This is a genomic window from Chryseobacterium sp. FR048, from assembly GCF_056844665.1.
On the sequence record NZ_JBXDSE010000012.1, the window covers coordinates 56,735 to 78,814 of the forward strand.

A 22,080-nucleotide genomic window follows, 5' to 3' on the forward strand; every position below is an offset into this window, starting at 1 on the left:
ATATAACTTATTTTGTATTATACTTTACAGGTTTTTACTCCTGAATTGCTTTTTTTTCCAAAGAATTAATATAGGCATTCCAACCCTCAGCTTTGTAAGTGATTGCAGCTGCTTCCGGATCTTCAGATTTATAGATTCCTCTTCCTACAATGATGAAATCGGTGTGCAGGGTTTTGAAAACGTGTTCAGGGGTGTTGTACTGTTGCCCTTTTCCGTCTCCCGAATCAGCAAGATTAACTCCCGGAGTGAATAATAAAAGCTCTTCAGGAAGTTTATTCTGAGATACTCCGCCAATCACGTTAGGATGAGATTGAGCGACTTTCAGTGCTTCTTCACGGTAGCTTGCCGTTGTAAGAGCTCCTTTGGAAGACATCCCTACAATAGCGACTACTCCTACATTACGGAAGCAGTCTAATGACTCAAAACCTCCGATGACCTGAGACGTTACAAAATCTGCCCAGTCTGTAATCTTGAAAACACCGCTGGTAAACTGAAGTTCCTGAGTATTTCCGATGTCAGCAAATTTTCTGTCTTCCATTAGTAAGAACTGGTGTTTGGCCGCAATTTCTTTTAATGGAGTGATCGTTTTTTCGTAATCAAAATCAGAAATAATATCGATATGTGTTTTTAAAGCAACGATATGAGGTCCTACTTTTTCTGCTAAGGCCAATAATTCCTGAGTAGTGGTAACGTCAGCAGAGGCAATCAGGTTGGATTGTTTTGCTAAAGCATTTTCCAGTAACTTTTTAGAAACCGAATGTTGGGCATTTTGAAGTTTCTGTTCGTAAGAAGCTCTGATTTCTTCTTCAAACTGAATGTGGTTCCCCTGAAGGAAATCCTGAATTCTTTTCACTTCTTCATCTGATAACTCACCCGTCTCCTGAAGGATGTCGCATACTTCTGAAATATTGAATAGCGTGTGGACTCTGTATCCTTTCCCCTCCAATAGTTGCTTTCCGCCCTGCTCTCTGTCCAGAACCACTACAATATCCGAAACCTTAAGATCTTCCTGCTCTATCTCAGGAATGGTTTCCAGCAAAGATTTTCCTGAAGTGATCACGTCTTCTACCAAAAGACAATTCTGTCCTTTCTGATAAATTCCTTCGATCAGTTTTTTGGTACCGTAGCTTTTCGCTTCTTTTCTTTTAATAATTAATGGAATATAGCTTTCCAGAGACATCGCAGTAGCCATAGGAAGCGCAGCATAAGGAACTCCACAGATTAAATCGAAATTATCTAACGGAAGCATTTCCAATAAATAATTAGCAAGATTTTTTAAAATTTTAGGATCAGAAGCCAAAGGCCTCAGGTCTACATAAAAAGGGCTTTCGATACCACTTTTAAGAGTAAACCTTCCGAATTTGATGATGCCTAGTTTGTAGCACTCTAGGAAGAATTCTTTTTTACTTTCCATTATTTTTTATTAGATGTTGCAAATTTAAGGAATTGAAATAAGGCCTAAAAATTTATCGCCTATTTGTATATAAAAAACCACCCCGGATTGACCAGGATGGTTTGAAAAATATAATAAACTATTATTTTACGATTTCAGCATCAATAATTTGAGTGCCTTTGTATTTTTGTTCAGTTTCCCAAAGTAAAAACTTGTCTACCTCTTTGATGAGCTTAGGAATCGTCAGTGACAGAACTGCCAGGTCATCCATGACTCCAAGAACCGGTATGGCAAACTCAGGAAGCAGGTCGATAGGGGAGATGACGTATAGAATTCCCAGTAAAGGAAGAATAATGTCAATGGATTTCATCGGATAGATTCCTTTTCTCCACATTCTGACCATTCTGAAAATATCAGGGATCTTTTTTATAAAGCCCTTGTGATTGATAGCTTCTTTTGCAAGATTTAATTTTGAATATTTCATTTTGTGTTTGGATTTAAATAAATTTTTCAATGCTATAAATTTCACAAATCCTGTACCAACAAATTATAAAATTTAGTTAAAAAAACTATTTGATAATATTGTCAATGAACTGATGCACAGTCTCTGAGTTCCAATCCTTTGAAGCATCTTCCTTGATAAGGATTCTACCGGTCTTATCCAGAAGAAAAGTGGTAGGAAATACTTTAGGAAGTATTTTTTCCGAAATAGGACTTTGCGCAATATAGACAGGAACGTTATAATTATTTTCCTTCAAAAATTTTCTTACGTCCTCTTCTTTATCATTCATAGCAATCAGTACAAAGTCTACATGATCTTTTCTTGAATCATACAGCTTTTGAATAGAAGGCCATTCTTTTCTGCATGGCGGGCACCAGGTTCCCCAGAAATTAAGAAAAACAGCTTTGTTCTTAAAGTTTTTAAGGTTAGTGCTTGGTACATTGATTCCCTTAAGGTCAACATCATAATCCTCTTCACCTACATGTACCGCCTTCTCAATGGTTGCCACCGGAAAGAATGTATCCTTCAGGAAATTTCTGATTCCCGGTACGAAAGCAACAACGCCGATAATGACGATCAATACAAGATAAATGATATTTTTCTTCATGTCTTTTTATTATAGCAGATCTAAAATTTCCTGAACAGCATCCTTACCTCTGTTTTTGGCATAATATATCTGCAGATCATTATAGAATGTATCTTTTGGATACCCTTCCGGATCTGCCTTATATTTCATCAGAAGCTCATATCCGTATTTCGGACGCGGGCCCCATGAATTTTTAACGTTAAATTCATTATCCAGGATCAAAACTTTAGGAATAGATTCCGTACCGTTGGTCAGGAACTGGTTGATCAGGCTCTTATCACTGTCTCTCAGGAAAACTCTTACGTCGTTATGTCCTTCAAAAAATCTGAATAATGCAGGAACAGTTGCGCTGGCATCACCACACCATGCTTCAGAAATAATAAGGATCTTCCCGTCAAAATTTTTTGCAGCAAGCTCTTTCAGCTGATCTTCATCCGGAACGTATTTTTTTACCGTTCTGTCCATTCTCTGAAGGCCCAGTTCATAATATTGTTTATATTCAGCTTCCTGCTGATTGGCAGGATGCTCTAATCTTTCTTTTGCAATCTGAAGGTATTCTTCGAAAGAAATTCCCTTATCCCAGTAATTTTTCATTACCAAAAATATTTATGTTAAAAATGATTGATATTTCTTGTTTTATTGATCAGAAACAGGTCTGCTAGCACAAATGCAGCAAGAGCTTCCACTACAGGAACGGCTCTAGGAACCACACAAGGATCATGACGCCCTTTCCCTTCTACCACAACAGGATTTCCATCTTTGTCAATACTGTCCTGAGGTCTCAGAATGGTTGCTACAGGCTTGAATGCTACACGGAAATAAATATCCATTCCGTTGGAAATTCCACCTTGGATTCCCCCGGAAAGGTTTGATTTTGTAGTAAAATCAGTGTTGAAAGCATCATTGTGCTCTTTTCCTGTCATTTTGGCACCACAGAAACCGCTTCCGTATTCAAAACCTTTGCAGGCATTGATATTCAGCATCGCTTTTGCAAGTTCTGCCTGAAGTTTGGAAAATATAGGTTCACCAATTCCTACCGGAACGTTTTTGATCACGCAGGTAATGGTTCCTCCAATAGTATTCCCTTCTTTTTTGATTTCCTTGATTCTGGAAATCATTTTTTCAGCCGTTTCAGCATCCGGGCAACGTACATCATTGCTTTCCGTTTTAGAAAAATCAAGAGCCTGATAAGGTTTTTCACAGAAAATATCACCTACGGAAGAAACGTAAGCATTAATTTCGATTTCGGGTAAAAGCTGTTTGGCAAAAGCTCCGGCCACTACCCAGTTCATCGTTTCTCTTGCAGAAGATTTCCCGCCGCCACGATGATCTCTGAAACCAAATTTCTGATCATAGGTGAAATCAGCATGACTCGGACGATATGCTCCTGCGATATGGTCATAATCCTTTGATTTCTGATTTTCGTTTTCAATGATAAAACCGATTGGGGTACCTGTTGTTTTTCCATCAAAGATCCCGGAAAGAAACTTTACTGTGTCGCTTTCCTTTCTTTGCGTAACAATAGCAGACTGGCCGGGTTTTCTTCGGTTCAGTTCATATTGAACCTTATCGAGATCTACCGTTAAACCTGCCGGAAAATTATTGATGATACCGCCATAAGCCACTCCGTGACTTTCTCCAAATGTTGTAAGACTAAGAAGATTACCTAATGTGTTGAACATAGTACAAAATTACCTTTTTTTCTCCATATAATAAAGTTTCAGGATTTGTTCTATTTATCAGTGTTTTCGATATTATTGATCACTTTTTGCCCTTCCTGTTTTTCGTCAGAATTCATTTTTTTCCAGATAAATCCTTTACCAAGGTCTTTTTCATCAATAAGCTGAGGGAAAATTCCGGCTTTAACATCATCAAAAATATAGCCAGTGGAAATGGCAGGCAAGGGAGTGTCAAAATTATAAGGGTAGTTTTTTGATACATTAAATTTCAGATTTCCGACTTTAAAAGACTTGAACTTTCTGTATTCATAAGTTGCCGGTTTGTAAAGCTGTTCTTTTTTTATCCCTATCATAAATCCGCCTACTCTGAAACTAGGAATATATTTTTGAATGATGCCGGGAAAAGATAATATTGAAATGATGAGTATGCTGAATACTGAGAATACGGCTATTGATTTTCTTTTATCAAAATACCCATAGAATATCATAAAAAAGATGACAAAGAATACATCTATGAAAAATCGGTATTGTGCTGAAAATATCAATACCAGTACACTTTTTATTAATATTGACATACAGACTAAGGTGAGGATTTTTCTTTTTTTGACCCAAGCCAGTATGGAGAACAGAATAAGGCTGAGGATGAACAGAATGTTGATCTTAGACTTGATCCCTTTGAGGAAAAGCCAGTTTTTAATATAATCAGCTGTTGAAAACCGTTGAATTTCTTCATAAGAATACTGCATGTCATAGGTCTTAAGAATTGCATATTGTGAAGAAATTTTTAAAACTTCCGGATTAGGTTTCCAGGATACTTCCATATCTCCAATAGCTACCGGAAAGATAGGGTAGCCGAATGTCCATATGTTTTTAATAAAGAATAAAAGCAGAATAGCAATCCCGAAAAACAGTTTCCGTACATTGGGCTTAAGAATGAGAAAGGAATGGAGGAAAACAAATATCGGAAGCCATATCATGGTAGGCTTTACAGCAAAAACAAATATAGAGAATGCGAAAAGGAGAGTAGTGTTTTTACATCCTATGACAATTTCATTTAAAATAATCAGCGAAAAGATAATAACAGGCAGGTCCGGGCTGGGAGATTGAGAAAATAAAAACAGTACAGGTAAAAAACACAGGTGAATCCAATGTTTCCTTTCTATACTATAAATGGAATAAATGATCAGTAAAACGGTGTTGATTCTCAGAAAAGGATCTGAAAAACCGGAAAACCCGGCCTGAAAAATATGCCAGAGAGACATCTGCCCAAGCGTAAGGTCCAGATTGGAAATCCCTTTGACCAACCCATATTCTGTAAGCCATTTGACTGTTGGGACATAATACCCGAAATGATCTAATATATAAGGAGCGTAAGAACCAGCCAGTAAAATGATCAACGAAACAATACCAGCCAGCCCATAATCTCTTTTTGAAAACTTGTACAGTTCCCGGTACAGTTGATCTTTAAAAAAAAAGAATAGTCCTAGTAGAATAGAAGGTATCTCGACGTAGATATTCAATGGAACAGAAAAAGAAAGAAGTGCCCATACAAGGCTGATTCCTAAGATTCCTGAAAGTATTTTTCCTGAAATTCCTCCGAACCCGTTTCCAAAGAGACTTTCCATGATCTTTCCCCAGCCCATCAGGACCGGAATCATAAAAACAGTGGAAATAAGGATCAGTATCATAAAAAAAGATTGCTTAAAAATAAGCAATCTTTATATCTTATGGTTAAAAATATTATTATCGAGGCTGTACTCTGCCATCTTTTCTATCCTGAGATCTACCGATGGTATAACCTGTAGCTCCACCTACAACTCCGCCGATTACAGCTCCAAGTCCTCTGTTTTTCTTCGCAATGATTGCTCCGGCAGCTGCACCCCCTACGGCACCGATGATGGTTCCTTTTGCGGCTTTACTCATTCCTTTTTTCTTGGTAGTTCCCTGTGAAGCACTGCTTCCGTTATCAGCATAGGTACCATTACCACCTCCTGAATTGGAGTTTCTATCTCTATATACGGTTCTGGTTTCTCTTATAACCTGTGGTTTTGAATTATTGATGGCAGCAGCTTTTGCGGTTTTGCTTTCAGAGATACTATCTGCTTTTTTCTGAGCTTCAAATACAAGCTTTTCTTTTTCAATAGCCAACTTTTGTTTTTCTATTTCAAGTTGTCTTGCCTGGAATTCCAGTTTTTGTGCTTCCAGCGATTTTTCTGCAACCGCGTCATCTTTCTTGCAGGCCGTCATTAAAAAAACGGATAAAAAACCTGCTAATACTATCTTTTTCATAACTCAAATTTTAATAAGCTTAAGCCAAAACGACTTTAGTTCTATTTTTATTTTCAATTATGAAGCCAAATTTTAGTTAATGAACGTTAAAATTGACAGTAAAAAGAATTATGAATTATAAATCCTGATAAATTTTATACTATTGATGGGAGATTCCAAAAGCTTAGCACAGATTTTGTGATGGATCAGAATTTTTGTAATTCTAAGAAAATTAATCTCAGATTCGTCATCGTCCTCTGTTCCGGGAGGTAATGTCTGATGAAAAGCAATTGTAAAATATAGTTAATCCATAATTTTTGTTGAATTCATCTGGGTTGGCTATTTTTGAGATACTAAATTACTTTTAATATGAAAAAATCAATTTTTACAGTATCAGCTGTGTTAGGATTATTGGCTGTTACTACTTCATTTACTTCCATCGATGGAGTGGAAGTTCCAGCTAAAGTTTGTACTGAAGTATCTCATAAAGATGCAAAAACGCAAACCTTTCCGGTTCGTTATGGACTTCTGGCAAAAGACGGAACAAAAATGCTTTCCGGTTCAGGCTTTGATTTGGGAGGTTTTGTGGCAAAAAATATTGTTACAGGTGAGGAATATTTCAGCGACAGATACCATGACCGCGCGCTTCCGCAGTTTTCTGAGGAGGATTTGCCGGCAGGAACTTATGAGTTTTCAGGAATTCAGGGCCAGGGAGGCTGGGTAGGTTATGGAACGGTTGTTGCTACTATTTCTGATGATAAATTGGATGCGGATGGATATATTACGATATATGTTCCGATTACATGGGAAGAATAACTTTGTAGAAACAAATATTTATCCTACATTTACATCCCTTCAATTTTAGGATCAAGTTATTAATGGCTGTCTATTGTTGGCAACACAAGAATGCAATAGCAGCATAACAATATTTCTGTTTGGATTTTTCTAAATAGATTTTTTTCATCATTTGTGTTTTTTAGGCCTCCGTAAGGAGGTCGTTTCTTTTTTAGATACTCTGATCTCATGACATTTTATGATTCTGCTCATAAAATATAAGCAGCATACTGACTATTTTTGAATCCGAGCCTGTTTTATTTACAATGAGACGGGTTGTTTATTCACTGGATGTGTTTTCAGATGAAAACAGAAGCATTTTAATTTCCATATATTTTATCCAGATGATAAAAGGGCTCCTCAATTGAGGAGTTTTTTGATTGATTCAATCAGGATTTCAAGCCTTTAATGTCTTATTCTTATCGTTGAAAATAAAAACAGTTTTTATGATTCTACTCATAAAATAAAAAGATAGACTGGTATAAATTTGGTAATCTATTAAGAGATAAAATAATTTTTTATTTCTGATATAAAATTTTTTTTCATCATTTGTGTTTTTTGAGGCCTCCTTCTGGGGGCTTTTTTTATGCAGACTTTCGTTAGATTATACAGCGAAAACTATTCTGCCATCAAATGGATGATCACAAACAATGAATATACTTTCATTGAATCTTTTTACCGGAGTCTGAATCATTTCATATGCTCCCTTCTCATTTAGTCTTTCTGCCATAAGATTGATGCCTTCTCCTATTTCACGAACTTTAAATTCAATGTGATGTTGTCTTTCATTATTTTGAATGAAATCTTCTTTGTTGGAATTTTTTTACTACGATATTAAATTTTGTGGATGAGGTTAATTGCAGAATAAATTATGTCAATTTTGGATTTATACTTTCGATTTGCCAGGTTTCTTCGTTGGAAATAAGTTTTTATTTCTGAATGTGAATTTTTTTTTAACTGAAGGTTAATTATTTCATTGGTAAGAATACTGTTTCATAGTTGAACTTATTTTAATTAATTATAAATAATTATGATCTTGTTTTTATAAATATAATAAAAATGGAATAAAATGATTAAATGATAAAAAAGTAGCGTTGAAGAATAATTTAATTTTTTTTTCGAAAATTTGAATTCTTGGCACGATTTTTCAATGTAGTTATGTAACTCATGTTTAATTTGAGTTTTCATGGTTATTAGTTTTTATCCTCGGAATTTCCGAGGATTTTTTTTATGCCTTAATTTGTCCGGAATTTATCATTCTGATACATTTCATTAAGGTGATTTTTTATTTATGATGAGTTGTTGTGTGGTTGTCTGGTTTTTCTTAGAAGTAGGGAAGTGTATTTGAAAATAAAATAAATATTTTGTGCTTACCCAAATTTCATATATTAGTTATCCAATTTATAAAATCAATAATTATGAAAAATTTAAAGAAAATTTCAAGAGAAAATTTGAAAGTTATCAAAGGCGGACTTAGATATTGTAATAGTGAGGAACTTTGTGCAGAAGGATGGTGTTGCTCAGGGAATACATGCAGACCTATAGAATCCTCTTACTGTAAGCATTTTCAAATATAAAAATAATGGCTCCTGTTTGAAAGGAGCTTTTTTATTCAAATGCAGAAGGAAATTGTAAAGGTAAAATGATCGATTAAGTGCAAAAGTGGAGGGGGTGCAAAATGTTTGGGTAATCCGGATAGCAAAAATATTTTTTTACAGATTAAAATCAGCAATTCTGGAGAGTGAGTTCCTTTGGGAGGAAAACATAATTTATCTGAATAGAAAAATGATTGTTTTATACATTTCAATAAGTCCAATATAAACAATGCTCTATTTCCCTAACTTTTGATATTGATATTATAGAGTCTCCTTTTTGAAACAAAAATTGAAGTTATTCAAAATAATTGTTTAAATTAACAACACAAAAAATATTAATGATCATGAAAAATTTAAGAAAAATTACAAGAGCCGGATTGAGATCAATTCAAGGAGGAATAGAAACATGTATTCGAACCTGTTTGCAAGAAGGATACAAGAAATGTTGCATTAAAGGAAAACCTTATGTATGTATACCGAATGACCAAGTTTGTGTATAATAACCAATTATATACATAAAATAAATTGAATATAAATTTTAGACCGTCTACTAGATGGTCTTTTTTTATGGAAAACTTTTTAATACATGAAGTTCTTTCGTATAAAGGATTTTTGTGACTGATTCATTTTGTACTTCATCCGATAATAAAGAATATTCGTGATCCCTTTTTTATGGATAGAAATAAGCGGAGAAAGCAGGAAGTCAAAAAACAAAAAAACCTCTAAATATATTAGAGGTTTTTTCCGAGGTACCTAGCGGATTCGAACCGCTGTAGATGGTGTTGCAGACCACTGCCTAGCCGCTCGGCCAAAGTACCATTCTTACCATTTTTGAGGTGTGCAAATATAGTAAAAATTCTTTATGATCAAAAGTTTTTAAGCAATTTCTTTTGCTCCAAGGTTGTCTATTTCGCTTTTTGCTTGAGTTTCAGCGATATATTTTTTAAGGTCTACCACTCTTGTTTCACTCCATCCGTCATGCCATCCGTTCTCCCCCAGGAAAGAAAGGGCATCAAAAGGTACAAACCTGGAAATATTCCTGATAAAATAATCCTTGAATGTTGGTTCAGTACCATCTATACAAATGACTTTACTTCCTGTAATGTATTTACCGATAGATCTACCTTTGGTAAAGTATTCAATAAGCAGAATATAGATGAAATACACCGTGGAGGTCATCAGTATATCCACCAGCCTGTTGACTTGTGCCATTTTTTGAGGAATTTCGATGAAAAAATCAATGTTTGTCAGCTTGAATAGTAAAGACGAAACAAATCCAAAAGCCATAAATATAAATACTACAACAATTCTGTCGATGACAAGATTGGCTAATCTTATTAATTTTTGGGATCTGTTTTTATCCACAACTACTAAATATTTTCTCATGGTTTAGGTATTAGTTTTTTAAAGTTTAGTTTTTAGTTTTAATGTTAAAATCCATTCACAAGGAGTTTTAATGAGGCATTGGTGTCAATAACGGCCGTGATTCCCGTGTTACTGAGCAGAATTTTACTTGGCTTAAGGTTGAATACTTTTCCGTTCATCTTTAAACCTTTATAATATTCTTTATTGAATGCCTCTTCAATGCTTTTTCTGGAGGTTTCTTCCAGTTCCTGAGTGGGAATTCCATATTCCTCTTCAATCATTTTTACGATCTTTCCCTGAAAAAGTACAGAAGCAGTTTTGTGAAGAATATTGGTTGTTTTCAGCTTAAACTTGGTTTCTGATAAGACAATTTTTCTTTTTGCATCATCATAAACAGGGATCCCGGAAATAATGGAAGTTCCATGGATGTATCCATCTGTCTGAGCTTCGATGACCACTCTGTTGTCGACTCCATAAACTCTTACGTCGGTTACCTTCACTTTAGAATCCCGAATATCAAATTCTTTGTTTAAAAAAGTTTTTCTGGCCATATTACTCGCTTCGGTAAAAGGAATATTGGCTGTAGTCTGTAAAACAAACTTATCTGCAACCGTAGGACTGAAATTAAAATTGGCAACAGAAGTTACCGGTGAGGACGCTGTCGGCTTATTTCCAGTAAAGGTTTCCGAATAAATGTCAACTCCAAGGGTTGCATTGATCTGGTTGGCATAAAATTTCAAAGGGGTGATATTGACTCCCACGGGACTTACCTTCAGCCATGTATTATATTCCTCGGAAATATTGAAAGGCTGCAGAAACGTATTCCAGGCCATTAAAGCGTATTGCTGAAAATTCAGCTGAGTAGCCATTTGCTGATCGATGGTTTTGCAGAATTTTTCCTGTTGTTCTTTTAAACTTTTTTCAACAATAGAGGTGATCGGAATCTGGATCTTTCCATAATCAAGCACCGGTTTAGTTACCCATCTGAATCCATTGGGTTGTGTATTGGTGGTAATTGTCCAGTTATTTTTAAAATTAACGGTCGTATTAAAAGACATTACCGTTTCAAAGGTTGTATTCTGATAGGTGTATACGCCTAAGGTTCCGATTCCTTTTTCTGCCCATATTTTCAAAGGAACTTCAATGAGCAGGTTCTGATTGGTACCGCCAACAAGCCGGATTGGCCTTGTCTTCCATACCTTTACTTTAAACTGATCATTATTATTGTCTGTATATGAATCATCCTGATACACGAGGTCCTTTACGGAGGCGTTGATCATATTGCTTAATTCGGACAATGGAATGGTTACCGGCATTGTGATGCTGGATTTGATCTTTGGAAAGTTATAGCTTGCCAATTGATTATCAACACCTGTCTGACCAAAAGCATTGATAAAGAGTACTAGAAATAATATTTTAACGAATTTCAATTTTTATGTTTTTTTTGTTTGGGTGAAAATAAGAATTTTAATTTTCCGGTTTAAAACTTTTTTCCAGTTCAATGCTGGCTCCTTTCATTTCTCCCTGCATTGGTGGAGCGGTTTTGGTAATTTTTAATTTAATATAATCAATCTGTGGAAAACGGTCATGAATTTTGGAAATAATTCTTCCTGCTACATGTTCCAGCAGTTTAGATTTTATTTTCATTTCATGGTGGAGAATTTCGTTGATGTCGGCATAGCTTATCGTATCATGCAGATCATCAGATCCGGCAGCTTTCCACAGATCGGTATGAAGTTCTGTATTCAGGATATAATAAGTCCCGATAATATTTTCTTCAGGAAGAACGCCATGGTAGGCATATATTTTTACATCTTCAAGATATATTTTGCTCATTGCTTCAAATTTTATGAAGCAAAAATCGCTTTAATTCTTCAAAATCTGAATTTATTTCAACAGTTTTTTTCTCCTTTTTCATCAGATCATTCAGGGATTCGGGGATTTCGATAGAGGTATTAATTGCTTTTTCTACAGCATCAGGGAATTTTACCGGATGTGCAGTGCCCAAGATAAAGCCTTTTTTACCCGGATTTTCTTTCAGATACAGCTCCAGAGAGGCAAATGCTACCGCAGAATGAGGGTCAAGGAGATAATGATTCTTTTGATATACTTCTGTGATCGTATTCAGAGTGTCCCGATCATTAATAGAATAGGCAGATACTGTATTTTGTAAAGCATCAAACTGGTCTCCGAAAAGTTCTAAAATCCTTACAAAATTGCTCGGATTCCCCACATCCATTGCATTCGATAGGGTAGGGACCGCTTTTTGTGGCTGAAAGTTTTGGGTTTGCAGATATTCAGGGACAACATGATTGTCATTGCAGGCAGCGATAAAATGGTCAACAGGCAGTCCTCTGAAATGAGCCAATAACCCGGCACAGATATTTCCGAAGTTTCCGCTGGGAACACAGATTACAGGCTTTTCATCTTGTTGAGCAAGCCATTGTTTATAAGCGAGAAGATAATAAATCTGCTGCGGAAGCCACCTTGCCACATTGATCGAATTGGCGGATGTCAAAAGTAGGTTTTCATTAATTTTTTCATCTGCAAATGCGAGTTTCACGAGATCCTGACAATCATCGAAACTACCGTTAACTTCCAGAGCAGAAATATTCGCTCCTAATGCTGTAAGTTGTTTTTCCTGAACAAGACTTACTCTATTTTTAGGATAAAGGATAACGACACTAATTCCGGGAACCTGGTAAAATCCATGAGCAACGGCCCCGCCGGTATCTCCTGAAGTGGCAACAAGTACAGTGACTTTTTTCTGCTGATCTTTCAGAAAATAAGAAAGGCAGCGGCTCATGAACCGGGCTCCGATGTCTTTAAACGCTAAAGTAGGACCGTGAAAGAGCTCCAGAACAGAGATTCGGTCATTGATCTTTACCAAAGGAATTTCAAAATTGACTGTTTCAGAAACGATTTCCCATAAAATCTCTGAAGGAATTTCTTCTCCAACAAAGTCTTTCATACACCTGTAAGCAATCTCTTCATGGGTATATTGATCAATATTTTGAATGAAATCCTGATCAAACTGAGGAATATTTTCCGGAAAAAAGAGTCCTTTATCTTTTCCCTGGCCTTGTATTGCAGCATTTTTGAAATCTATTTTTTCCTGATGGTCTTTTAAATTATAGTATATCATTTTCGGTTGTGTTGTAAGGTTTGTGATTTAGGCTTCTTCTATGATCTGAATTCCGGAAGGGTTTATTTTAGAGACATAGACAAAACTTTCTATTTGGATATCATCATAAGCTGACTGCATCATCTGGGCAATTTTTTCAGCGGTTTCTTTTTTCTCTGTCAGCATAAAAACAGAAGGACCTGATCCTGAAATTCCTCCGCCAAGCGCTCCCATGTCAAGGCTTTTTTGTTTTATATCGTCAAATTTCGGAATCAGAATACTTCGGACAGGTTCTATAATAACATCGTTGAGACTTCTGCCAATCAGTGGAAAATCATTGTTCTGAATTCCGGCTACCAGCCCGGCAATATTTCCCCATTGCTCAACTGCGCTCTTCAAAGAAATATTTTTCTTTAAAATCTGCCTGGAATCCGAAGTTTTTACTTCAACCTGGGGATGTACGGCGGCGATAAATAATTCAGGAGAATTCAAGGGGATGATGTCGATAGGATCTGTAGATTTTACTAAAGTGATCCCTCCATAAAGACACGGAGCAATATTGTCTGCATGACGGACACCGGAAGCCAGCTCTTCTCCAAACATGGCAAAATGGACCATTTCGTCTTTTGAAAAGATGTTTTCCAGCAAAATGTTGGCTCCAAAGGCGGCTCCGGCGGCACTTGCCGCACTGGAGCCGAGCCCGCTTCCGGGTTTGATATGCTTTCGGATAGTGATTTCAAACCCGTTAGTCAACTTAAGGTGCTCCTGAATTTTTAATAATACAATTCCGGCTACATTCTTTGAGGGTTCTTCCGGAAGCCCGAACAGATCTTCATGTCTGATGATAATTTCCGGAGTATCCAGTAATTTCAGTTCCATTTCATCATAAGGTTCATGTACGGCCATTCCCAGAATATCAAATCCACAGACCAGATTGGCAACAGTAGCAGGGACTTTTAATTTTATATTTTTCATAATTTTTGTTTTTAAATAGAACGTATAATATCGGCAAAAACACCACTGGCAGTTACTTCTGCTCCGGCTCCGGCACCTTTTACCACCAAAGGCTGCTCAGAATATCTCAGGGTTTTGAAAATGACAATATTGTCTTTCCCGTAAAGATGAAACAGATCGCTGTCTGAGGCTACATGCTGTAATCCTACTTTTGCTTTTCCATTTTCAAAATCAGCGGTGTATTTTAATATTTTACCTTGCTGTTGAGCATTGTTGAGCAGACTTTTAAAATGATCTTCATATCGGGTAAGTTGATTATAAAAATCCTCTACGCTTCCCTGCATGCATTCTTCAGGCAAGAAGCTTATATTTTCAATTTCTTCAAACTGAAGCGGGTATCCGGCTTCACGGGCAAGGATCAGAATTTTTCTTGCTACATCAGTTCCGGACAGGTCAAGCCTTGGGTCAGGTTCTGTATAGCCTTCTTTTTGCGCCTGGGCAACAACTTCGGAAAATGTTCTGCTGCCATCATACTCATTGAAAACAAAGTTTAAAGTTCCGCTCAGTACGGCCTGGATAGAAAGGATCCTGTCACCACTTTTGATCAGATCGTTGATGGTGCCTATAACGGGAAGTCCGGCTCCTACATTGGTTTCAAAATAAAAATTACAGTTGTGGTTTCTGGCGGTATTTTTTAAAGTTTTATATTTTTTGAAATCTGAAGAAGCCGCAATTTTATTACAAGCCACGATATTAATACTCTTTTTCAGCAGACTTTCATAAATTTCGGGTACGTCAGGACTTGCCGTTACATCTACAAATACGGAATTTCTTAAATTTCTGGCTATAATTTCACCTGCGAACTCCTGAACTGAAGCTTTTTCACTTTGTTCATTCCAGTTCAGATACCTTTCATAGGAGATTCCCTGATCCGAAAATAGCATATTTTTGCTGTTGGATATTCCTGCAATTCTCAGATTGATGGAGAAATTTTCCTGTAAATAGGCATTCTGATCATAGATTTGCTGGATCAGCTTTGAGCCTACATTTCCGATACCGCAGATATAGAGGTGAATTTGTTTTATCTCTGATTCAAAAAATTCCTCATGAAGAACATTGACGGCTTTTTTACTGTCTTTTTCCGAGATCACAATACTGATATTCCTTTCAGAAGATCCCTGAGCTATGGCTCTTATATTGATTCCGTTATTTCCCAGACTGCTAAACATTTTGGCACTTACTCCGCTTCTGCTTTTCATATTTTCTCCTACCAGAGCTACAATGGAAAGCCCGGTTTCTATTTTTACAGGATAAACCCTTTTCAGTCTGACATCATCTGCAAAGGCTGAGTTAATGGCGTTTTCCGCGTGAAAAGCATCTTTTTCATTGATTGCAATAGTGATGGAATGTTCAGACGACCCCTGAGTAATAAGAATGACATTGATCTTTTCCTGGCTGAGACACTGGAACAGCTTTGCTGAAATTCCGGGAATTCCTACCATTCCGCTGCCTTCTAAAGTCAGAAGGGCAATATGGCTCATATTGGAAATTCCTACAGCAATTTGTTGCTTTTCCTGTTCAGCTGCTTTGGAATGGTGAGAGATCAAAGTCCCTTCTGCATCAGGTGCAAATGTATTTTTAATGAAAAGGTCAATATTCTTTACCATGACAGGCTGTATGGAAGGTGGATAGAGCACTTTTGCTCCGAAATGAGAAAGTTCCATGGCTTCGTGGTAAGAAATTTCTGAAATGGGTTTAGCGTTGGACACCAGACGGGGATCGGCAGTCATCATTCCGCTTACATCGGTCCAGATCTGCAATTCCTGTGCATCAATAGCACTGGCTATGATGGCTGCGGTATAGTCGGAGCCTCCTCTTCCAAGAGTGGTAGGGTTGTTTTTGAAATCACTGGCTATGAAACCGGGACCAATGATGATGCGGTTTCGATTTTCGTTGAGGTAATTTTTCAGGTTGTTTTCAGAACTGTTGAAATCTACTTTTGCATGAGTAAAGTTGCTGTCTGTTTTGATCAGGTCTGCAGAATTCATCCATAAGCAATCCAGTCCTTGATGCTGAAGCCTTGCGGCAATGATACTGGAAGACAGGAATTCTCCATAAGAGGCAATTTTATCTTTTATTTTGTCCGTGAATTCGCCCAAGACAAAGATTCCGTTGTAGAGATCTTCTATGTCGTTGAAATGTTTTTTCACGAAACTCAGCCATGAGCTTTGTGCCAGAACCGGGATCAGTTCTTTGACCAGTATAATATGTTTTTCTTCAAGATCTTTAGTGATCCGGAGATAAGTTTCATCTTTAGCAGCGGCATATTCTGCTGCTTTGATCAGCTGATCGGTAACGCTGTGAAGCGCAGATACAATAACTACAACATGGTCCTTTAAGGATTCTTTTTTTATAATATTTTCTACCAGAAGAATATTCTGGGCATTTGCGACAGAGGTTCCGCCGAATTTTAAAACTTTCATCAATAATCGATTTGAGGTTGGGTAAAATGAAATGCTTACTCTTCGAAAAAAGAGTACGGGTACCGGAAATAATATGTGAAAATTTACCCCGTTATGGGGTAGTTGTTGTAGTTGTGAATGTAGAAACGGAAGATACTCCTGAAATAGGTGACTTCAGGATAGAAATATCAGATATGTTTCTCAATACATTCATTGTAACGGAACAAATGTACAAATAATTTTGAAATGGCCAAGTTTTCTTAAAAATTTAAATAATTAAAAGTCAGTTGCTTGAAGTAGGCTTAGTTGTAATTTTTACTTTTGATGTGTTTTTTTAAGTTTAAAACAATCATTGATATTGTGTGTTCGAATGAATTTTTTGCTTCGTTTTACTATTTAATTGTTAAAACGATTACACTTATGTAAAAGTCGGCTACACTTACTAATTGAAACTTTGCTGGTATCAGGAAGTATTTCACTTTTGTGGAACAAATGATTAAACATTTAAATAGTATGAAAAAATGAGAATCTTTCTGTAGAAAAAAAGATAAATATCAATGATGGCTTTACAGCAATGCCAATTGAAGTACGAGGAGGAGAATTGTGCTTCAGGAGCGACGGTGCCTGGGAATGTTGGAGAGAACCGGGCGGAACCTGATCTGCTTGCTGTACGTTTTTTAATGGTAAAAATCATCAGGGAAAGCATTGTGACAACAGTGCTTTTTTTATTATTTCTTACAATAGGGATTAATTTTTTGTTTTTTAAAAAAAGAATTTGGTATATTTATAAAGTGAACTAAACCAGATTATTATGAAAAATTCAAAAAAATTAAACAGACAAAATTTAAGAGCTATTACTGGAGGTTTGATGGACAGTTGTGCCGTCGATCTTGATTGCGGACCAAAAGGCTGTGCCAGATGTACGGACCTGAGAGGTCGTAAAGTCTGCTTCTATCTTTACCCTTATGATCCTTCCATTCCGGGGAGCTGCTTTGTTCTTCAGGATTAGAAAGCAGAACCAGATTGAGAAAGTCCTGTGTATGACCAATTAATTTGACTTAAAAGAGGAATATTGTAGAAATAACAGGAATCTTCATTTTTTATTTTACTATTAAAATTAACTAATCATGAAAAAATCAAAAAAATTAAACAGAACAGACTTAAAATCAATTAACGGAGGTCATGACATCAACGATTGTTTTGAATATTGCCCTGCCGGACCTTATGGACCCGATCAGCCGAAGTCATGTGCCGATTATTATGATTTGCCTCAGTGCTGCAAAATGAGAGTTTTGGTAAGTTATGAATGTTTCGATCCCCGTTGAGTAAGGGAAAGCAATAAAATGATCTAAAATTATTCATCATCTTAAAATCAATGAATCATGAAAACAATTAAAAAATTATCAAGGGAAGAGAAGAAATCTGTCAACGGAGGCTTCACTGCTATTCAGATTGAAGCTTGCGGTGGTGAACAATTTGTATGCTTCAGGGGCGGAGGTGCCTGGGGGTGCTGGAGAAAGCCGGGCGGAACCTGCTATGCTCCCATGCTATAGGTTGTTTCTAAAATTGAATGATAAAACTAAAATCGAGAAATATGAGAAAATTATCAAGAACAAAATTGAAAAATATCAATGGTAAAGGAATGGCAGGATGTGCAGGATGCTCAACAGCCGGAAACTATGGTGATGGCCCTGAGTACACTTACAATTGCTGGAACTATTGGGGGTTACAGGCAAACTGCAGAAATTGTGTAGATGTAAGCGCAGACTGCTATGGTCCGGATTATTCCGATTTTTATAACTAAAAGAACATTAAAATAAATTTTTTATCTGAAAAGGTTGTCTCTTAGAGATGACCTTTTTTATTGGAAAGGTTTATATCTGTTTTACGCATGTTTTATAAAACGGTACACTTATTTGAAAACTACCCACAGCTGTTAATTGAAGCTTTGTTTTATGTAAGAGGTGTTTCATTTTTGTAGAGTAAATATAAAATAATCAAACACTACATTATTATGAAAAATATCAAAAAACTTTCAAGACAGGAATTAAAAACTGTGAGCGGTGCCGGAGATATTGGAGGAACGCCTCAGATCTATTGTGGAAAAAACCGTAAATGGTGTGAAAATCTGAAGAATTGTGTAGATGTGAGCGTCAATTGCTTTGACTTCATACCTTATCCGGGAAATGGTACGATCTCTAAATAAAAGTTTAAAAAACATAATACATTCATTATGAAAAACCTGAAGAAACTTTCAAGAGAAGAACAGAAAACAGTAAACGGTGGTTTTACTGATTTCCAGATTGATGCATGTGGAAGTGCTGCATTAGTATGTTTCCGTGGCGGTGGAGCCTGGGGATGTTGGAGAAAACCGGGCGGGATCTGTTATCCGCCAATGGTATAATTAACACTTAGAATAAATTATCTGAAAACAAATTATTATGAAAAAGTTATCAAGATCAAATTTAAAAATCATTAATGGCGGGGCATGCCCTGGTGGCTGTCCTTATCCTGCAGGAACAGGATATGGTCCCACATACTCTATTTATGGCTCCCGTACATGTGAAGCTTATCGTATGTTATCAAATTGCTGTCAGAATCAGTATTTTCTCGATCGGAAATGCGGAATAGTAGTTGATCCCTAAAGAAATAATAAAAGCACTGTGAAAACAGTGCTTTTTGTTTATTTTATACTTTTTGAAAGATCAAGCATGGCCTCAATCGGTTTCAATGCTTTTAATCTTAATTCTTCATCAATAAGAATTTCAGGAAGCTCATATTTCATACATAAATAGAGCTTTTCCATCGTATTACGTTTCATATAGAAACATTCTGAGCAGTTGCAGCTTTCGTCAAAAACCAGTGCAGGAATCAGTTCTTTGTGAGGAGCACGTTTTTTCATTTCGTGCAGAATTCCTTCTTCTGTTGCAATGATGAATTTCTGACAGTCGTCCTGTTCCACAAAGTTTAGTAGAGCAGAAGTAGAACCAATGAAATGAGCCAGTTTCAATACAGCTTCTTCACTTTCCGGGTGTGCAATCAGTTTGGCATCCGGGTTGTCTGCCAGTTGTTGAGCAATTCTCTCCATTGAAAAGGCTTCGTGTACTACACAGCTTCCATCCCAAAGGATCATATCACGTCCGGTTTTCTTAGAAAGGTATCTTCCAAGGTTTTTATCCGGTGCAAAAATGATAGGTCTGTCTTTCGGAAGTGCTTCAATCACCGTTTCAGCATTGGAGCTGGTTACGATAATATCACTTTCTGCCTTAGTTTCAGCATTACAGTTGATGTAAGTCGCAATTAAAGCGTTGGGATGCTGCTCACGCATTTTTCTTAATCCTTCTCCTGAACATCCGTCTGCTAAAGAGCATCCGGCCATTGTATCAGGAAGAACTACTTTTTTAGTTGGGTTCAGGATCTTAGCAGCTTCTGCCATGAAATGCACTCCGCAGAATACAATCATGTCCGCATTCGTTTCTTTCGCCTGTCTCGCCAGCTGTAAAGAATCTCCCAGAAAATCGGCAATATCCTGAATTTCTCCCGGTTGGTAATAATGGGCAAGGATTACTGCATTTTTTTCTTCTTTAAGCTTAAGAATAGCTTTTACCAATTCTTCTCCCTGAGGAATGGCAATATCTTTTATATCCAGAAATCCTCTTACAGGAATTGCAGATTTAGCTTTTTCTAATGTTTCGGTACTCATATCCACCTCAATTTTTTATTATCAGAAGCCAGAGGTTAGAAATTAGAAGTTAGATTTTGAGGGTCGTATTTTACTCCCATCCTCCTGCTTCCATCTTCCAGCCATTAATTACTGATAAAACTTTTTATTAAACTTTCTATTTCTTTTTTAGCTACATCAAGATCGGTATTGATTACGATCCTGTCAAACTCGCCGGCATAGGTCATTTCTTCTTCTGCCTTTTCCACACGGGTTTTGATGGTTTCTGCATCATCTGTATTTCTGGAAATCAATCTTCGTTCCAATTCTTCGATGGAAGGGGGTTCTATAAAAATAGACAATGCTTTTTCTCCGAAATATTTTTTCAGAGAGATTCCTCCTTTTACATCTACATCAAAAATAACAACTTTTCCCTGTTTCCAGATCTTTTCCACTTCAGATTTTAAAGTACCGTAATATTTGTCAGTATATACTTCTTCATATTCTACAAAAGCATCTTCAGAAATTTTCTGTCTGAATTCATCAGGTGACAAAAAATGATAATCTACTGCATGTACTTCGCTTCCTCTCGGCTGTCTTGTGGTGCAAGAAATTGAAAATTCCAGCTCAGGAAAGGTTTCCAGAGAATGTTTTACCAATGTAGTTTTTCCGCTCCCGGATGGTGCTGAAAATATAATTACTTTATCCATTTTTTACAATTTCGGATTACGAGATCCGAGTTTCGGGTTTCTTTTTTAGAAATGACAACCACGCATCTCGTATCTCGTACCTATCATTACAATACGTTTAACGTTTGTTCTTTTATTTTTTCAAGGTCATCCTTCATCATCACTACCAGTTTCTGGATGGCAGCATGATTGGCTTTAGAACCTAATGTATTGATCTCTCTTCCGATTTCCTGAGAAATAAAGCCCAGTTTTTTCCCGTTGAAAGATTCATTGTCCATTACTTCTTTATAATATTTCAAATGCTGGGTAAGTCTTACCTTCTCTTCTGAAATATCAAGTTTTTCTGTGAAATAAGCCATTTCCTGGTAGAAACGGGTTTCATCTACGTTTTCAAATTCTTTTAAAGCTTTTTGATAACGCTCTTTTACACTCGCAATTCTTTCTTCTTCAAAAGGAATGACCTCACCTAGATATTTTTCAATATTTTCGATGTTTCTGTTCAGTTCTTCATGAAGAATACCACCTTCTGTTTTTCTGAATTCCTCGAAACGGTCTACTGCTGCATTGACGATTTTTGCCAATGATTCCCATTCTCCTTCCGTAAGTTCATCAGGTCTTGAGGTAATCGCATCGGGAAGTCGAACCGCCATTTTAAGATATTCGAATTGAGGGCCGTCTGAAGCAATATTTTTAAGCTCATTGATATAAGAATCAATCAGATTTTTATTGATCTTTACATCATTAGATTCCTCAAGATTTTCGATATTGACGTAGCAGTCTACTTTTCCACGGATAATTCTATCATTAAGAATTTTTCGGATCTCAAATTCTTTTTCTTTATAACGTAAAGGAATTTTGATATTTAAATCAAAGCTCTTGCTGTTCAAAGATTTAATATCTATTGTTATTTTTTTTCCTTCAAAAACATCTTCGGCTCTACCGAAGCCAGTCATTGATAAAATCATAGT

The 22,080-nt window shown here is 36.5% G+C and carries 28 protein-coding genes and 1 tRNA gene; 11 read left to right on the forward strand and 18 right to left on the reverse strand.

What is annotated here, in order from left to right; genetic code table 11:
• Positions 1-34: 34 nt before the first annotated feature.
• The 7 genes from pyrF to AC106K_RS25190 form a co-directional block, all read right to left on the reverse strand.
• Positions 35-1,414 (reverse strand): orotidine-5'-phosphate decarboxylase, encoded by a 1,380-nt coding sequence (gene pyrF, locus AC106K_RS25160; RefSeq protein WP_482448313.1) that lies wholly within the window; start codon positions 1,412-1,414, stop codon positions 35-37.
• A gap of 121 nt (positions 1,415-1,535) precedes the next feature.
• Positions 1,536-1,877, reverse strand: a complete 342-nt coding sequence (locus AC106K_RS25165; RefSeq protein WP_482448314.1) for a YkvA family protein — start codon at positions 1,875-1,877, stop codon at positions 1,536-1,538.
• A gap of 85 nt (positions 1,878-1,962) precedes the next feature.
• Positions 1,963-2,502 carry a TlpA family protein disulfide reductase gene (locus AC106K_RS25170; protein ID WP_482448315.1) on the reverse strand — a complete coding sequence of 180 codons (540 nt, stop codon included), beginning with the start codon at positions 2,500-2,502 and terminating at the stop codon, positions 1,963-1,965.
• Positions 2,503-2,511: 9 nt separating this feature from the next.
• A complete protein-coding gene (locus AC106K_RS25175; protein ID WP_482448316.1) occupies positions 2,512-3,075 on the reverse strand; it encodes a thioredoxin family protein in 564 nt (187 codons plus the stop codon).
• A 17-nt stretch (positions 3,076-3,092) separates the two neighbouring features.
• Positions 3,093-4,163, reverse strand: coding sequence for a chorismate synthase (gene aroC / locus AC106K_RS25180; protein WP_482448318.1), 1,071 nt, complete (start codon positions 4,161-4,163; stop codon positions 3,093-3,095).
• A gap of 50 nt (positions 4,164-4,213) precedes the next feature.
• The gene (locus tag AC106K_RS25185; RefSeq protein WP_482448319.1) at positions 4,214-5,848 is read right to left on the reverse strand and encodes an LIC_10190 family membrane protein; all 1,635 of its coding nucleotides are present in this window, start codon (positions 5,846-5,848) and stop codon (positions 4,214-4,216) included.
• A gap of 55 nt (positions 5,849-5,903) precedes the next feature.
• Positions 5,904-6,449, reverse strand: a complete 546-nt coding sequence (locus AC106K_RS25190) for a YMGG-like glycine zipper-containing protein (protein WP_482448320.1) — start codon at positions 6,447-6,449, stop codon at positions 5,904-5,906.
• Between the two features lie 348 nt (positions 6,450-6,797).
• Here AC106K_RS25190 and AC106K_RS25195 point away from each other — a divergent pair, with 348 nt between their 5' ends.
• The gene (locus tag AC106K_RS25195; protein ID WP_482448322.1) at positions 6,798-7,244 is read left to right on the forward strand and encodes a hypothetical protein; all 447 of its coding nucleotides are present in this window, start codon (positions 6,798-6,800) and stop codon (positions 7,242-7,244) included.
• A gap of 622 nt (positions 7,245-7,866) precedes the next feature.
• Here AC106K_RS25195 and AC106K_RS25200 read toward each other — a convergent pair.
• Positions 7,867-7,992, reverse strand: coding sequence for a hypothetical protein (locus tag AC106K_RS25200; RefSeq protein WP_482448323.1), 126 nt, complete (start codon positions 7,990-7,992; stop codon positions 7,867-7,869).
• Positions 7,993-8,680: 688 nt separating this feature from the next.
• Here AC106K_RS25200 and AC106K_RS25205 point away from each other — a divergent pair.
• The gene (locus tag AC106K_RS25205; RefSeq protein ID WP_482448324.1) at positions 8,681-8,839 is read left to right on the forward strand and encodes a bacteriocin-like protein; all 159 of its coding nucleotides are present in this window, start codon (positions 8,681-8,683) and stop codon (positions 8,837-8,839) included.
• 362 nt (positions 8,840-9,201) lie between these two features.
• Complete coding sequence (locus AC106K_RS25210; RefSeq protein ID WP_482448325.1) at positions 9,202-9,357, forward strand: bacteriocin-like protein; 156 nt, start codon at positions 9,202-9,204, stop codon at positions 9,355-9,357.
• Between the two features lie 247 nt (positions 9,358-9,604).
• Here the strand turns inward: AC106K_RS25210 and AC106K_RS25215 are convergent.
• From AC106K_RS25215 to thrA, 7 genes are all read right to left on the reverse strand, one after another.
• Positions 9,605-9,675, reverse strand: a tRNA-Cys gene (locus AC106K_RS25215).
• A 58-nt stretch (positions 9,676-9,733) separates the two neighbouring features.
• Positions 9,734-10,243, reverse strand: coding sequence for an RDD family protein (locus tag AC106K_RS25220; RefSeq protein ID WP_482448326.1), 510 nt, complete (start codon positions 10,241-10,243; stop codon positions 9,734-9,736).
• 44 nt (positions 10,244-10,287) lie between these two features.
• Positions 10,288-11,652, reverse strand: a complete 1,365-nt coding sequence (locus AC106K_RS25225) for a DUF4403 family protein (protein WP_482448327.1) — start codon at positions 11,650-11,652, stop codon at positions 10,288-10,290.
• 37 nt (positions 11,653-11,689) lie between these two features.
• Positions 11,690-12,058: a dihydroneopterin aldolase gene (gene folB, locus AC106K_RS25230; RefSeq protein ID WP_482448328.1), complete on the reverse strand. Its 369-nt coding sequence runs from the start codon at positions 12,056-12,058 to the stop codon at positions 11,690-11,692.
• Positions 12,059-12,062: 4 nt separating this feature from the next.
• Entirely contained in the window at positions 12,063-13,367 is a 1,305-nt protein-coding gene (gene thrC, locus AC106K_RS25235; RefSeq protein WP_482448329.1) for a threonine synthase, read from the reverse strand.
• A 27-nt stretch (positions 13,368-13,394) separates the two neighbouring features.
• On the reverse strand, positions 13,395-14,321 hold the full coding sequence (locus AC106K_RS25240) for a homoserine kinase (protein WP_482448331.1): 927 nt from the start codon (positions 14,319-14,321) through the stop codon (positions 13,395-13,397).
• Positions 14,322-14,332: 11 nt separating this feature from the next.
• Complete coding sequence (gene thrA, locus AC106K_RS25245; RefSeq protein WP_482448332.1) at positions 14,333-16,783, reverse strand: bifunctional aspartate kinase/homoserine dehydrogenase I; 2,451 nt, start codon at positions 16,781-16,783, stop codon at positions 14,333-14,335.
• A 26-nt stretch (positions 16,784-16,809) separates the two neighbouring features.
• On the opposite strand from thrA, the gene AC106K_RS25250 reads away from it, so the two are divergent.
• The 8 genes from AC106K_RS25250 to AC106K_RS25285 all read left to right on the forward strand — a co-directional run bounded on the left by AC106K_RS25250 (position 16,810) and on the right by AC106K_RS25285 (position 19,393).
• Positions 16,810-17,001, forward strand: coding sequence for a hypothetical protein (locus tag AC106K_RS25250; RefSeq protein ID WP_482448333.1), 192 nt, complete (start codon positions 16,810-16,812; stop codon positions 16,999-17,001).
• A gap of 572 nt (positions 17,002-17,573) precedes the next feature.
• Positions 17,574-17,771, forward strand: coding sequence for a bacteriocin-like protein (locus AC106K_RS25255; protein ID WP_482448335.1), 198 nt, complete (start codon positions 17,574-17,576; stop codon positions 17,769-17,771).
• Positions 17,772-17,889: 118 nt separating this feature from the next.
• The gene (locus AC106K_RS25260; protein WP_185287706.1) at positions 17,890-18,087 is read left to right on the forward strand and encodes a bacteriocin-like protein; all 198 of its coding nucleotides are present in this window, start codon (positions 17,890-17,892) and stop codon (positions 18,085-18,087) included.
• Between the two features lie 57 nt (positions 18,088-18,144).
• Positions 18,145-18,315, forward strand: a complete 171-nt coding sequence (locus AC106K_RS25265) for a bacteriocin-like protein (protein ID WP_482448336.1) — start codon at positions 18,145-18,147, stop codon at positions 18,313-18,315.
• Positions 18,316-18,356: 41 nt separating this feature from the next.
• Positions 18,357-18,566, forward strand: coding sequence for a hypothetical protein (locus tag AC106K_RS25270; protein WP_185287704.1), 210 nt, complete (start codon positions 18,357-18,359; stop codon positions 18,564-18,566).
• Between the two features lie 210 nt (positions 18,567-18,776).
• Positions 18,777-18,968, forward strand: a complete 192-nt coding sequence (locus tag AC106K_RS25275) for a bacteriocin-like protein (protein ID WP_482448338.1) — start codon at positions 18,777-18,779, stop codon at positions 18,966-18,968.
• A 27-nt stretch (positions 18,969-18,995) separates the two neighbouring features.
• On the forward strand, positions 18,996-19,166 hold the full coding sequence (locus AC106K_RS25280) for a bacteriocin-like protein (protein WP_482448339.1): 171 nt from the start codon (positions 18,996-18,998) through the stop codon (positions 19,164-19,166).
• Between the two features lie 74 nt (positions 19,167-19,240).
• Positions 19,241-19,393 (forward strand): hypothetical protein, encoded by a 153-nt coding sequence (locus AC106K_RS25285; protein WP_482448340.1) that lies wholly within the window; start codon positions 19,241-19,243, stop codon positions 19,391-19,393.
• A 52-nt stretch (positions 19,394-19,445) separates the two neighbouring features.
• Here the strand turns inward: AC106K_RS25285 and nadA are convergent, their stop codons facing one another.
• The 3 genes from nadA to AC106K_RS25300 form a co-directional block, all read right to left on the reverse strand.
• A complete protein-coding gene (gene nadA / locus AC106K_RS25290) occupies positions 19,446-20,465 on the reverse strand; it encodes a quinolinate synthase NadA (protein ID WP_167022991.1) in 1,020 nt (339 codons plus the stop codon).
• A gap of 104 nt (positions 20,466-20,569) precedes the next feature.
• Positions 20,570-21,133, reverse strand: coding sequence for a guanylate kinase (gene gmk, locus AC106K_RS25295; protein ID WP_482448341.1), 564 nt, complete (start codon positions 21,131-21,133; stop codon positions 20,570-20,572).
• Positions 21,134-21,219: 86 nt separating this feature from the next.
• The gene (locus tag AC106K_RS25300) at positions 21,220-22,077 is read right to left on the reverse strand and encodes a YicC family protein (protein ID WP_482448342.1); all 858 of its coding nucleotides are present in this window, start codon (positions 22,075-22,077) and stop codon (positions 21,220-21,222) included.
• Positions 22,078-22,080: the final 3 nt, after the last annotated feature.